Annotated in this window: 13 protein-coding genes; 8 read left to right on the forward strand and 5 right to left on the reverse strand. The window is 70.2% G+C overall.

The window, feature by feature from the left end:
* Positions 1-9: 9 nt before the first annotated feature.
* Positions 10-888: a LysR family transcriptional regulator gene (locus tag BCF44_RS32255; RefSeq protein WP_116178212.1), complete on the reverse strand. Its 879-nt coding sequence runs from the start codon at positions 886-888 to the stop codon at positions 10-12.
* Between the two features lie 268 nt (positions 889-1156).
* A complete protein-coding gene (locus tag BCF44_RS32260) occupies positions 1157-1693 on the reverse strand; it encodes an NUDIX domain-containing protein (RefSeq protein ID WP_116178478.1) in 537 nt (178 codons plus the stop codon).
* 62 nt (positions 1694-1755) lie between these two features.
* Between BCF44_RS32260 and nucS the strand changes: the two genes are divergently transcribed.
* On the forward strand, positions 1756-2415 hold the full coding sequence (nucS, locus tag BCF44_RS32265; RefSeq protein ID WP_116178213.1) for an endonuclease NucS: 660 nt from the start codon (positions 1756-1758) through the stop codon (positions 2413-2415).
* Between the two features lie 4 nt (positions 2416-2419).
* Here nucS and BCF44_RS32270 read toward each other — a convergent pair whose 3' ends face one another.
* Entirely contained in the window at positions 2420-3313 is an 894-nt protein-coding gene (locus BCF44_RS32270; RefSeq protein ID WP_116178214.1) for a glycoside hydrolase family 25 protein, read from the reverse strand.
* Between the two features lie 443 nt (positions 3314-3756).
* Between BCF44_RS32270 and BCF44_RS32275 the strand changes: the two genes are divergently transcribed.
* Complete coding sequence (locus BCF44_RS32275; RefSeq protein WP_116178215.1) at positions 3757-4236, forward strand: transglycosylase SLT domain-containing protein; 480 nt, start codon at positions 3757-3759, stop codon at positions 4234-4236.
* 150 nt (positions 4237-4386) lie between these two features.
* On the opposite strand, the gene BCF44_RS32280 is transcribed toward BCF44_RS32275, so the two are convergent.
* On the reverse strand, positions 4387-5301 hold the full coding sequence (locus tag BCF44_RS32280; protein ID WP_246015838.1) for a cytochrome c oxidase assembly protein: 915 nt from the start codon (positions 5299-5301) through the stop codon (positions 4387-4389).
* Positions 5302-5352: 51 nt separating this feature from the next.
* On the opposite strand from BCF44_RS32280, the gene BCF44_RS32285 reads away from it, so the two are divergent.
* The 5 genes from BCF44_RS32285 to BCF44_RS32305 all read left to right on the forward strand — a co-directional run bounded on the left by BCF44_RS32285 (position 5353) and on the right by BCF44_RS32305 (position 10790).
* Positions 5353-5760, forward strand: coding sequence for an HIT family protein (locus tag BCF44_RS32285; RefSeq protein ID WP_394468131.1), 408 nt, complete (start codon positions 5353-5355; stop codon positions 5758-5760).
* A gap of 180 nt (positions 5761-5940) precedes the next feature.
* Entirely contained in the window at positions 5941-7635 is a 1695-nt protein-coding gene (locus BCF44_RS32290) for a sodium:solute symporter family protein (RefSeq protein WP_116178217.1), read from the forward strand.
* A 16-nt stretch (positions 7636-7651) separates the two neighbouring features.
* The gene (locus BCF44_RS32295) at positions 7652-7948 is read left to right on the forward strand and encodes a hypothetical protein (protein WP_116178218.1); all 297 of its coding nucleotides are present in this window, start codon (positions 7652-7654) and stop codon (positions 7946-7948) included.
* Between the two features lie 276 nt (positions 7949-8224).
* Positions 8225-9172, forward strand: a complete 948-nt coding sequence (locus tag BCF44_RS32300) for a hypothetical protein (RefSeq protein ID WP_116178219.1) — start codon at positions 8225-8227, stop codon at positions 9170-9172.
* Positions 9173-9281: 109 nt separating this feature from the next.
* Positions 9282-10790, forward strand: a complete 1509-nt coding sequence (locus BCF44_RS32305; protein ID WP_116178220.1) for an aldehyde dehydrogenase family protein — start codon at positions 9282-9284, stop codon at positions 10788-10790.
* Positions 10791-10851: 61 nt separating this feature from the next.
* Here the strand turns inward: BCF44_RS32305 and BCF44_RS32310 are convergent, their stop codons facing one another.
* Positions 10852-11856, reverse strand: coding sequence for an ABC transporter substrate-binding protein (locus BCF44_RS32310; RefSeq protein ID WP_116178221.1), 1005 nt, complete (start codon positions 11854-11856; stop codon positions 10852-10854).
* Positions 11857-11957: 101 nt separating this feature from the next.
* Between BCF44_RS32310 and dhaK the strand changes: the two genes are divergently transcribed.
* Positions 11958-12959 (forward strand): dihydroxyacetone kinase subunit DhaK, encoded by a 1002-nt coding sequence (gene dhaK, locus BCF44_RS32315; protein WP_116178222.1) that lies wholly within the window; start codon positions 11958-11960, stop codon positions 12957-12959.

The following is a 12959-nucleotide window of genomic DNA, read 5'->3' on the forward strand; positions in this document are numbered from 1 at the left end:
GCCGGCAAGCTACAGATCCGCCAGCGTCCGCAGGGCCGCTTCGATCACCGGCTGCCGTTCGGTGCCCGCGCGGACCACGACTTCGATCTTCCGGTGCAGCTCGGACGCCGGCACCAGGGCCAGCCCCGGCGGCGCGGTGCGGGTGGCCATCGCCGGCATCATCGTCACGCCCAGGCCGGCGACGACCATGTCCAGCGCCGGCTGGATGCTCGCGCAGGTGTGCGTCAGCCGCGGCGTGAATCCGGCGGTCCGGCAGGCGTGCACGGTCGCCTCCCGGCAGCTGCCGCAGGGGAACACCACCCAGGGCTGGTCCCGCAGCGCCGCCAGCCCGTCCGCCTCGACCGCCTCGCGCAGCGGTTCCGGCACGCAGATCAGGAACGGGTCCTCGCCCAGCGGCAGGCTGATCAGGCCCGGTTGCAGCTCCGTGCCCAGGTGCCGGTACCGGTAGGCCAGCACGAGGTCGAGCCGCCGCTGCCGCAGCATGGGGATGGTTTCCTCCGGCTCGGCCTCGATGAACCGGAACGTCAGCTGCGGGTGCCGCGCGAGCAGCGTCTCCGCCATCGGGATCGCCACGGCCGGAAAACCGCTGCTGAAGCAGCCGACCGCCAGCTCGCCGTCGATCGTGCCGGCCAGCTGGTCGACCTCTGCCTCGGCCCGCTCCAGCGCCGCGAGCACGTCCTCGCAGCGTCGCGCAAGCGCTTGCCCCGCAGTGGTCAGCCGCACCGTCCGGCCCTCGCGCAGCAGCAACGGCTTGCCGACCTCGGCCTCCAGCGCCCGCAGCTGCTGCGACACCGCGGAGGCGGTCACGTGGTGCACGTCGGCCACCGCCGTGACCGTCTGGTACTCGGCCAGGTCCCGCAGCAGCACCAGCCGACGCACGTCCATCATGAAGCCCAGCTTAAAACAATCCCCAGCACATGTAGCTGGACTCGACTGAGACGCTCAGCGGCATGAAAGTCCTGCTGGTCAGAGCGCCTTGTCAGTGGGGCGGTCGAGCCGCCAGTGGAGGCACCGGCGCGACCTCGCCCCGCGCGGAACGCGCGGCGAACGCACAGCGCTCGGCCAGGTCGAGGTCGTTCGCCGGGGCGTCGACCGCGTCTCGGGCTCGTTCACGCTGATCAGCGGCATCCTGGCGCGCGAGCCGATCCGGGCAGGTCTACCGGTTGGGCTGACGGGATTCGTGGAGGAGCAACAGCATGTAGGCGGCGACCGTCTGCGCGTCGCTGATCTCGCCGCGGGCGATCATCGCCTCGACCTCGGCGCGGTGGAACCACGCCGTGCGCATGTCCTGCTCCTCCACCTCCCGCTCGTGCGGGCCCTCGGTCAGGCCGGTCGCCAGGAACACCGTGCCGCGCTGGCTGGACATGCCCGGCGCCACGTCCAGCACGCCCAGCTCCACCAGCTCGCTCGCCACCAGCCCCGTCTCCTCGCGCAGCTCACGGGCGGCCAGCTCCTTGGCCTCTACGCTGGCCAGGTCGGGGGCGGTGCCCTGGCAGAACTCCCAGCGGCGCAGACCTACCGGGTAGCGGAACTGCTCCACCAGGTGCAGGCGCTCCCCGTCGAGCGGGATGATCAGGGCGTAGTGCGGCTTGTCCACCACGCCGTAGATCCCGGTCGAGCCGTCGGCGCGGCGGATGTCGTCCTCCCGGACCGTCATCCACGCGTTGCGGTACACCTCACGAGTTTCAAGCATCTCCACGGTGTCGATTTTGCCCCGCGCGAGCGCCGCCGAACCGCCCCGGTACCTTCGTCCGGGTGCGTCTCGTGATCGCCCGGTGCCAGGTCGACTACGTCGGCCGGCTGACCGCCCACCTGCCGATGGCCAACCGCCTGCTGCTCATCAAGGCCGACGGCTCGGTGTCGGTGCACTCCGACGACCGCGCCTACAAGCCGCTGAACTGGATGAGCCCGCCGTGCTGGCTGATCGAGGACCCGGGCGTGTGGACCGTGCAGAACAAGGCCGGCGAGAAGCTGGTGATCTCCCTGGAGGAGGTCATGCACGACTCCAAACACGAGCTGGGCGTCGAGCCGGGCCTGGTCAAGGACGGCGTGGAGGCGCACCTCCAGGTGCTGCTGGCCGAGCACGTCACCACATTGGGTGATGGCTGGTCGCTGGTGCGGCGGGAGTTCCCGACCGCGATCGGGCCGGTGGACCTGATGTGCCGCGACAACGACGGCGTGTCGGTCGCGGTGGAGATCAAGCGGCGCGGCGAGATCGACGGCGTCGAGCAGCTGACCCGGTACCTGGAGCTGCTCAACCGGGACCCGCTGCTCGCGCCGGTGAAGGGCGTGTTCGCGGCGCAGCAGATCAAGCCGCAGGCCCGCACGCTGGCCGAGGACCGCGGCATCCGCTGCGTGACGCTGGACTACGAGGCGCTCAAGGGCACCGACTCCGACGAGTTCCGCCTGTTCTGAGCGGTCAGCTCGACGGCGGCGTCGGTGGCGGCGGGTTGTCGATCAGGTTGGCCAGTGTGGCGAGGTCCTTGTCGCGGCGCATCCGCATGTCCTCCCACACGGGCTGCGGCACGTCGAGCTTGGGTATCCCGTTGGCGCGGATGACGTCGGCCCAGTTGCTGCCGGTGATGCCGACGAAGTCGCCGTTGGGGTAGAGCAGCGCGATCGCGTCGGGATTCTCGGTGTTGCCGATGAACCAGAAGCCGGCCATGTCCTTGTCCTCTCGAATGGTCAGGCTCGCGGCGTCGAACGCGCCGACGGTCACGCTGCGGTCGGTCGGCGCCGCCGAACCCGGCGTCGACGCCCTGTTGGTGTACTGGTGCACGGCCAACCGCGGATGCGACCAGCCGACGTCGCCGGGAGCCACCTGGTACCGGGCCGCGCAGAGGAAGACGTCGCCGTCGGCCCAGTCGTCGGGCCGCAGCATGCCGCTGGCCCACCAGCTCTGGGACGCGTACACGCACAGCTTCCGCTGGCCGGTCGCCGCGCGCAGGCCGTCCCGGAACGCCGCGACGAAGCCGTTGGCGCTGCCGGCGGTCCAGGTGATGCCGTCGCCCGGGTCGTTCTCCAGGTCCAGCATCGGCGCGAAGGCCCCGTCGTGGAACGCGCCGAGCGGGCCCGCCACCGACACGAAGTGGTCCACGTTCGCGGCGACCGACACGTTCGGGTCGGGGAAGTGGTACGCGCCGATCAGCAGTCCCGCCGCCGACGCCCCGGCGTACTGCCCGCCGAACAGGGGATTGGTGTAGCCGCCGCCCTGCGTCGCCTTGGCCCAGGCCCACGCGTTGCCGCCGGCGCGGACCGCGGACCAGCTGGTGATGGTGTTGTAGCCGCTGACGTCGATGCCGTAGTCGGGCATGGGCTCCTCGCCGTGTCGGGACCCCGGGTGATACGCGCTCCGCCCCCGTACGGATCAGTACCCGGCCACCGCGCGTCTGAAAACCCCTGCGCCGCAGGGGTAGCCGGATGGAGCCACGCCGGTCTACGGGCGGCACGCGTCGCGTCCGCCGTGCGGCCCGTTCGGCCGAACCCGCTGCTCCGCCGGGGTGGTCCGGGCCCGAGAGCAGTGAGTGCGCCGGAAGTGCCGTCGGTTTCGAGCGGTTCGCGCAGAACACGAGCGGCGGGTCGGCATGATCCCTGACCTGACGTGATGTTCGGGTTGTGCAACAATTGCGCGACGGGGCAACCACAGCGTTCGCACTAGGTGGTTCAGCGTTTTTGGTTGCGCCCCAAGCGATTTCCGTCCGGATCGGGACAGATTCCTGGCGTGGCCGTCGAATCGCTGGTTCAGATGGAGCCGTGATGCATGCGGTGTCCCGATTCGTGGCGGTTGCGGCGGCCTCGGTGCTGGCCGGCCTGGTGCCCGGCGCGATGCCGGCGGCGGTCCAGGCGGTGGCCGACGAGAAGACCTGTCAGCTGCGCACCGAGTCCGACGGCGACCAGCTGTCGGCGAGCCAATTGGCGAGACTGGCCATGGACACCGGGTTCACCGGCGACGGTCTGGTCGACGCGGTCGCGGTGGCGCTGGCCGAGAGCAAGGGCTACACGAAGGCGGTGCTGGTCAACAAGAACTGCACCCGCGACCGGGGCCTGTGGCAGATCAACGACTACTGGCACCCGGAGGTGAGCGAACAGCAGGCGTTCGACCCCGTGCAGAACGCCAAGGCGGCCTTCGAGATCTCGGACCAGGGCGCGAGCTGGCACCAGTGGTCGACGTACGAGAACGGGCTGTACAAGGACTATCTGCCGGACGCCGAGCAGGCGGTGCGCAATCCCGCCTGACCGGCGCGCGCGGGGTTCCCGCCCCCATTGACCCCTCGTCGGGCGGGAACTCCGTGCGCCCGAAGGGAAACGAGGGAGATCAGCGGCAGTGCGCGGGAAGCTCCGGGCGGGGCAGCGCGGTGACAGCGGAAGGGCAGCGTCCGGCGAGGCTCAGCGGCGGCGGAAGCGTTCCGACAGCGTGGGATCCGACTCCCACCACGGCCGGTCGGTGTCCTCGCCGGCGGCCTCCCGCTCGTCCAGCACCTGGTCGATCTCCTCGGCCTGCTTGGCGTCCTCCTTGGTCATCCGGTTCACCAGCGCCCCGAGGAACGGCAGGCCGGCCAGGTCGCCGACGATCCACAGCACGCCGGCGCCGAAGGTCTGGTCCAGCCGCAGGTCGGGGCCCCAGCCGCGGCCGAGCGCCTGATAGTAGTCCTGCGCCACGATGTGGCCGGAGAACCACAGGGTCAGGCCCAGCGCGGCGTCGCCGACGACCTCGGCGAGGGTGATCCACACGGACACCAGGTGGTGGAAGCGCCGGGGCACGGGGTCGAGCTGCAAACGGGACCAAAAGTAAACAAGACCGATCAGGAGCAGGGTCAGGCGGGTCAGCTCGTCGATCACCGACGAGCGGAGCACGGCCGGGTACCAGCCGGTGAAGTACAGCGCCCACGGCGTGCCGATGAGCAGCGCGGAGGCGGTGGCGGGGAAGGCGATCACCTTGCCGAACGGGCTGTGCAGCACCGACCGTAGCCGTGCCACCACCGGCGTCGGCGCGGTGTCTCGGAGCAGGGTGAACGGGGCGCCGAGGGCGAGGCCCAGGGGAGTGACCATCAGCAGCAGGATGATCTGGGCGGCCCGCATCGAAAACAAGGTGTCGGCGTACGCGCCGATGCTGGACAGTGTGGCGATGACGTACGACCCGAGCCCGGCGGCGTAGAAGGCGACGACGCGGGCCCGCGGCCACGCCCCGACCCGGCGCACGGCCCACCCGTACCACCCACCCAACACCACGATGACCAGCAGGGACACGGGATCGGCCGTCCACGACGTGACGGCGGTGACCAGCGTGAGAGGCTCCGACACGGCCTCCAGTGTGTCACTGCGGGAAAGGCGTCCACTGTGGAGCTGAATTGCGTGTTCTGTGCCATCGTGTCCGGAACGGCCCCGGCCAGCGTGGTGCACGAGGACGAGCAGCTGATCGCGTTCTGCGACCTGATGCCGATCAATCCCGGCCATCTGCTCGTGGTGCCCAAGAAGCACGCCGCGAACCTCGCGGAGCTACCGGAGGAAACCGGCGCGCTGATGTTTCCGCTGGCGCAGCGGTTGGCGGCCCGGATCCGACGCAGCCCGCTGCCCTGCGACGGCATCAACCTGTCGGTCTGCGACGGCCGCGCGGCCGGGCAGAGCGTGTTCCACTCCCATCTGCACGTGGTCCCGCGCGTGGCCGGCGACGGCCTCGGCTTCCCCCTGCACGTCGACGTGCGGGTGGCTACCCGGAGTGATCTTGACCAGGTCGCGGGACTGCTCCGCGCCGAGCCGTGATCGACTCGTGACCGCTCGTCACCGTGCGGGTCCACCCATGGTCATTTAGTGTGACTTTCCAACAAAAACTACAGCGCGCCGCTGGCCTGTTCACCGCTGCTTGACCGTGCGGTAACGTTCGCTCCTGCCACATGGTGGTGAATGCTGTTCGGTGCTGTTCGATGTGTGGAGGTGGGGCCGGTGACCGTCCTCGCGGACGCGAACCTCCGGCTGGACGCCGGACCCATGGACTACGTCCTTCTCGGCTTCTACTTCGTGCTGGTACTGGGCATCGGCGCGCTGGCCCGCCGCTCGGTGTCCTCCAGCCTCGACTTCTTCCTGTCCGGCCGGTCGATGCCGGCCTGGGTGACGGGCCTGGCCTTCATCTCGGCGAACCTGGGCGCGGTCGAGATCTTCGGCATGACCGCGAACGGCGCGCAGTACGGCGTGCCGACCGTGCACTACTACTGGATCGGCGCCATCCCGGCCATGGTCTTCCTCGGCCTGGTGATGATGCCCTTCTACTACGGCTCCAAGGTCCGCAGCGTCCCCGAGTTCCTGCTGCGCCGCTTCGGCCGGTTCGCGCACCTGGTCAACAGCCTCAGCTTCGCGCTGGCGCAGGTGCTGATCGCGGGCGTCAACCTCTTCGCGCTGGCCACCGTGATCAACCTGCTGCTGGGCTGGCCGACCTGGGTCGCGATCATCGTCTCGGCGGCGATCGTGCTGGCGTACACCACGCTGGGCGGCCTGTCCGCCGCCATCTACAACGAGGTCATGCAGTTCTTCGTGATCGTCGCGATGCTGCTGCCGCTGACCATTGTCGGCATGGTCAAGGTGGGCGGCTGGAGCGGCCTGGTGGCCAAGATCACCGCGGCCAACTCCGACGCCGCCGCCCAGCTGCACTCCTGGCCCGGCTCCAATCTGACCGGCATCGCCAACCCGGTGCTCTCGGTCATAGGCCTGGTGTTCGGCCTCGGCTTCGTGCTGTCCTTCGGCTACTGGACCACCAACTTCGCCGAGGTGCAGCGCGCGCTGTCGGCCAAGAGCATGTCCGCGGCCCGGCGCACGCCGCTGATCGGCGCGTACCCGAAGACGCTGATCGTGCTGCTGATCTTCATCCCGGGCATGATCGCCGCGGTGGTGTCGCCGGAATTGGCGGCGTACAAGGCCGCCGGCGCACCCAAGGGTTCTGCCATCACCTACAACAACACCATCGAGCTGCTGATCCGCGACCTGCTGCCGAACGGCATGCTGGGCATCGCGATCACCGGCCTGGTGGCGGCGTTCATGGCCGGCATGGCGGCCAGTGTCAGCTCCTTCAACACGGTCTTCACCTACGACCTGTGGCAGACCTACGTCGTCAAGAACAAGCCCGACGACTACTACCTGCGGGTCGGCCGGCTGATCACGATCGTCGGCTGCGTCATCGCGATCGGCACCGCGTTCATCGCCGGCCAGTTCGGCAACATCATGGACTATCTGCAGACGCTGTTCGGCTTCTTCAACGCGCCGCTGTTCGCGACCTTCCTGCTGGGCATGTTCTGGAAGCGCATGACGCCGATGGCCGGTGGCATCGGCCTGATCGTCGGCACCGCGTCCGCGGTCACGGTCGACGTCCTCAACCGCTACGGCGCGCTGTCGCTGTCCAACCAGGGCAGCGCCTTCGTGGCGGCCAGCGTCGCGTTCATCATGGACATCGTGATCAGCGTGATCGTCACGCTGGTGACCGCGCCCAAGCCCGAGTCGGAGCTGGTCGGGCTGGTGTGGTCGCTGACGCCACGGGACAGCCTCAAGCACTCCGACACCGGCGAGAACGCCGGCTGGTACCGCAAGCCGGTGGTGCTCGGCGTGGGCGTGCTGGTGCTGGCGGCCGCCCTGAACATCGTCTTCTGGTGAGGGAGGACAGACTTCGATGAGCGAGCCTGTGAAGAAGCAGCGTGCGGGGCTGTTCGACCTCCGCTACGTGCTGGCCCTGCTGTTCCTCGTCTACGGCGTCGTGCTGACCGTGATGGGGCTGGGCTTCACCAGCCAGGCCGGCCTGGACAAGGCGGCCGGCATCAACATCAACCTGTGGGGCGGGGTGGTGATGCTCCTGGTGGGCATCGCCTTCGCCCTGTGGGCCCGGTTGCGGCCCATCGTGGTCCCCGTCACCACCGAGGGGGACGGGACCGAGCCCGCCGACGACGCCACTGGCGCCGGCGAGAGCTGATCCACCTACCCGGCGGCCGGTGCTGAGCGGTCAGCGCCGGCCGCTGCGGTGCGGGTACACCGGGTTGAACGCCTCCACGGTCCAGGTGTCGAACCGGCGGACGGCCTTGCGGGCCTGCTTGCGCAGAACCTTGATCACTTTCAGTTCCCCTTCCGGGTTTCGTTTCCTTGCACCTGGTATGACGCGTTGATCTTCTGAATCGTTCCCGAAACTCTCGGTGAGACCGATCACGGGATTTGGGTCACACGCGTCGCCGCTGGTCGATACCGTGCACGCGTGCTCCGCCTCGCCTGCGCCGCGCTCGTGGCCGCCGCCCTGCTCACGGCCTGTTCCGGCCCGGACCTGACCCGGTCGGTGTCCGCGCGCGCCACCGTCGACGCGACGGCCGGTGGCGACGACTCGGGGCCGGTCGACCCGGCGTTCGCCGAGGACAAGCTGCGCGCCGCCGACCCGTGCGGGCTGCTCGACGCCAAGCTGCTGGGCAACGTCGGCACGCCCGGCGGCACACCTGCCGGCGACCCGTTCCAGGGCTGCCGGGCGGACGTGACCGTCGGCGGGCAGAAGATGACCGTGCAGGTCAGGCTCGGCGACGCGGTGCCGGAGGCCGACCGGGACGCGATCGCCCTCGCCGGCCTGCGGGTGATCGAGTCCAAAGAGGACACTTCCTGCACCGACAAGGCCGTCACGCAGAGTTCGCCCAGCCGGGCGATCGTGCTGCGTACGGAGGCCAAGACCGGCGGCGACCCGTGTGCCGTCGGCAAGCAGGTGTTGGCCGCGGTGATCGCCCGCATGCGCACCGCGCCGCCGGCGATCCGGGCCGGCAGCAGCGTGATGGCCGGCAAGGATCCGTGCACGCTGGTCGACCAGGCGACCGTGACGTCCATCGTCGGCGCGAAGCCCCGCCTGGACAGCGAGTCCCTGTACGACTGCGCGTGGCGGCTGAGCGGCGTCTCGCTGGATGTGTCGGCCCGGATCGGCATCGACCCGGCCGTGCCGGGCTTCGGCGACCCGCCGACGCCGGTCGACCTCGGCGGCGTGAAGGCGTACCGGAGCACGACGGCCACGGGGTGTGAGGTCGCCTGGGCCGACATGCCGCTCCGGGACGACAGCGGCGAGATCGTCACCGTGAAGGTGCTGAACTCGCCGGGCGGCTCGGGCGTCGATGTGTGCGACCGGGCCGTCGCGGCGGGCAAGATCGTCGCGTCCAAGCTGCCTCGATCCTGATTCACCCGCACGGCGCGGCGACACGACCGGGAGAATGGGTGCTGACGAGTGCGGGTCGGGTTGCGTACTCTTCAGTAACAAGTGGGGTTGACCAATGCCGGGAGGGTCGATGACTCAGACAGCGCCGGAGAGCAGTGCGGTGACCACGTCGGGTGACGGGCGGTTCGCCTCACTGGATCCGCGCACCGGCGAGGTCGTCGCCCACCACCCGATCCACGACGCCAAGCAGGTGGCGGACGCGGTCGCGCAGGCCCGCCGGGCCGGCAAGTGGTGGCAGGAACTGGGTTTCGCCGGGCGCAAGGAGCGGCTGGACGCGTGGCGCCGGCTGCTGGTCAAGCGGCTGGACGAGGCCGCCGGCCTGATCAGCGCCGAGACCGGCAAGCCGGCCGCGGACGCCAAGCTGGAGATGGTGATCGTCATCGATCACCTGCACTGGGCCGCCCGCAACGCCGAACGCGTGCTGCGCAAGCGCCGCGTGTCGGCCGGCCTGCTGATGTCCAACCAGGCCGCCACCCTGGAGTACCTGCCGGTGGGCGTGGTCGGCGTGATCGGGCCATGGAACTACCCGGCGTTCACGCCGATGGGCTCCATCGCGTACGCGCTCGCGGCCGGCAACACGGTCGTGTTCAAGCCGTCCGAGCTGACGCCCGGCGTCGGCACCTGGCTGGCCGACACGCTGGCGGAGATCGTCCCCGAGCACCCGGTGCTGAGCGTGGTCACCGGCTTCGGTGAGACCGGCGCGGCGCTGTGCCGCTCCGGCGTGGACAAGCTTGCGTTCACCGGCTCCACGGCAACCGGCAAGCGCGTGATGGCGGCGTGCGCCGAGTCGCTGACCCCGGTACTGGTGGAGTGCGGCGGCAAGGACGCCCTGATCGTCGACTTCGACGCCGACGTGCAGCTGGCCGCGGACGCCGCGGTATGGGGCGCGATGTCCAACGCCGGCCAGACGTGCATCGGTGTCGAGCGCGTGTACGTCCACGAGGACGTCGCCGACGAGTTCACCGGCGCGGTGAAGAAGCTGGCGCAGAAGCTGCGGCCGGGCGGCGAGCCCGGGGCCGACCTCGGGCCGATCACCATGCCGTCGCAGGTGGACATCATCCGCCGCCACGTCCAGGACGCCCTCGACAAGGGCGCGACGGCGCTGGTCGGCGGGGTCGAGTCGGTGCGGCCGCCGTTCGTGGAGCCGGTGGTGCTCGCGGACGTGCCGGAGGACTCGACGGCGATCACCGAGGAGACCTTCGGCCCGACCATCACCATCAACCGGGTGCGCGACGTGGACGAGGCGATCAGGCTGGCCAACGCCGGCCGGTACGGCCTCGGCGGCACCATCTTCTCCAAGGCCCGCGGCGAGGAACTGGCCCGGCGGCTCAAGGCCGGCATGGTGTCCGTCAACGGCGTGGTGGCGTTCGCGGCGATCCCGTCGCTGCCGTTCGGCGGCATCGGCGACTCCGGCTTCGGCCGCATCCACGGCGAGGACGGCCTGCGCGAGTTCGCCCGCCCGCAGGCGGTGGCCCGGCGCAAGTTCAAGCCGCTGCTCAACCCCATGTCGTTCACCCGCGGCGCCGGCACCGTCCGCCAGCTGCTGGCCATCGTCAAGCTCCGCTACGGCCGCAAGTGACCTGATGCAGGGAGGGGGCTTTCCCTGCGTTCGATGCAGGGAGAGCCCCCTCCCTGCGTGATCAGGCCCCCAGGGTGGCGCGCAGGTCGGTGAGGACCGAGTTGGCGGCCAGCACGCCCAGGCCCAGGTACCAGGTCTCGTCGGACACGGCCTTGGCGTGGCCGGACTTCACCGCGCCCAGGGTCGACCAGAGCGGACCGCCGAGCACCCCGGCCTGCTGCGTCTTGCCGGGGTCGCCGTACGTGCCGTAGAGGATCCAGTCGGCGTCGGCCCTGCCGATCTGCTCGGCGCTGATCTCCACCGCCAGGTCGTCGACCTTGCCGGACTCGGTGACCGGCAGGCCGGTGTCGGCCAGCACCGTGCCGACGAAGGACTTCGCCGCGTACAGCCGGATCCGGCCGGGCATGAACCGCAGCATGGAGATCACCGGCAGCTTGCCCAGCTTGGCCTGTGCGTCCTGGCCGAGTTTCCTCGCCGACGCCTCGTAGTCGGCGAGCATCCGGTCGGCCTGCTCGGTCTTGTCCAGCGCCGCCGAGTTGAGCCGGAAGTCGCTCTTCCAGGGGTAGCCGGGGCGCTCGGAGAACACCGTCGGGGCGATCTTGGCCAGCAGCGGGTAGAACTTCTCGGCGCGCAGCTTGGAGCCGAGGATCAGGTCCGGCTTGAGCGCGGAGATGGCCTCCAGATTGGGCGCGTTCTGGGTGCCGGCGGTGGCCGGCTTGCCGGCCTTGTCGCCGATGTAGGAGGGCATCGCCGGCGAGCCATCCGGGAAGGCGACGCCGGCCGGCTGCACGCCGAGCGCGACGACGTTGTCCAGCTCGCCGGTGTCGAGCACGACCACCCGGGTCGGCTTCTTCGACAGCGTGGTCTTGCCCATCGCGTGCGTGATGGTGCGCGGGAAGACGCCGGGCAGCGCGTCGGTGCCGTACTTGGCGGTGCGGGCGCCGGCGTCGAGGAAACCGGGGCCGCCCTGCGCCACCTCGGAGCGACCGTCGGTCGACGGGGCCTGCCCGCAGGCGGTCAGCGCGAGCGCGGCCGCGATCAGCACGGCGAGTCCCTGGGTTCTCATGTTAGGTGAGCCTACCCTTTGCATTTCGCCGCTGGCGGTGGGCGTGTTCGCGGGGGTAGGAAGGTCGGGCCGGATTGTTGCCGTGGCGAGGGGACAGTGCGATGAAGAAGATCATCAATGACCCGTCCACAGTGGTCGACGAGGCCCTCCAGGGCATGGCGCTGGCCCATCCGGACCTGCTGCGCGTGCAGCGCGACCCGGCCGTGATCGCCCGGGCCGACGCGCCCGTGCGGGGCAAGGTGGCGATCATCTCCGGCGGCGGCTCCGGTCACGAGCCGATGCACGGCGGCTTCGTCGGCGCGGGCATGCTCGACGCCGCGTGCCCGGGCGCGGTCTTCACCTCGCCGACGCCCGATCAGGTGCAGGCCGCGGTCGAACAGGTCAACGGCGGCGCGGGTGTGCTGCTGGTCGTCAAGAACTACACCGGTGACGTGCTGAACTTCGAGACGGCGGCGGAGCTCGTCGCGATGGACGACGTCGAGGTGCGCACGGTCGTGATCGACGACGACGTGGCCGTGAAGGACTCGCTCTACACAGCCGGCCGTCGCGGCGTTGCCGGCACCGTGCTGCTGGAGAAGATCGTCGGCGCGGCGGCGGAGCAGGGCGCGGACCTCGACCGCTGCGAGGCGTTGGCACGCAAGGTGATCGCCAACGTGCGGTCGCTCGGGCTGGCGCTGACCGCCTGCACGGTGCCGCACGTGGGGCAGCCGAGTTTCGAGCTGGCCGACGACGAGTACGAGCTCGGCATCGGCATCCACGGCGAGCCTGGCCGCGAGCGCCGGCAGATGGAACCCGCCGACGACCTGGTGCGGCGGCTGCTAGACCCCGTGCTGGAGGACCTGCCCTTCGCCGCGGGCGACCGCGTGCTGCTGTTCACCAACTCGATGGGCGGCACGCCGCTGGTCGAGCTGTACCTGGCGCACGGCATCGCGGAGAAGTTGTTGGCGGAGCGGGGAATCGTGGTGGAGCGCCGACTGGTCGGCCCGTACGTGACAAGTCTGGAGATGCAGGGCATGAGCCTGACGCTGCTGAAGCTGGACGACGAGTTGACGGAGCTGTGGGACGCGCCGGTGCGCACCGCGGCGCTGCGCTGGGGGATGTGA

The sequence above is a fragment of the Kutzneria buriramensis genome (genome assembly GCF_003387475.1).
Lineage (GTDB): Bacteria > Actinomycetota > Actinomycetes > Mycobacteriales > Pseudonocardiaceae > Kutzneria > Kutzneria buriramensis.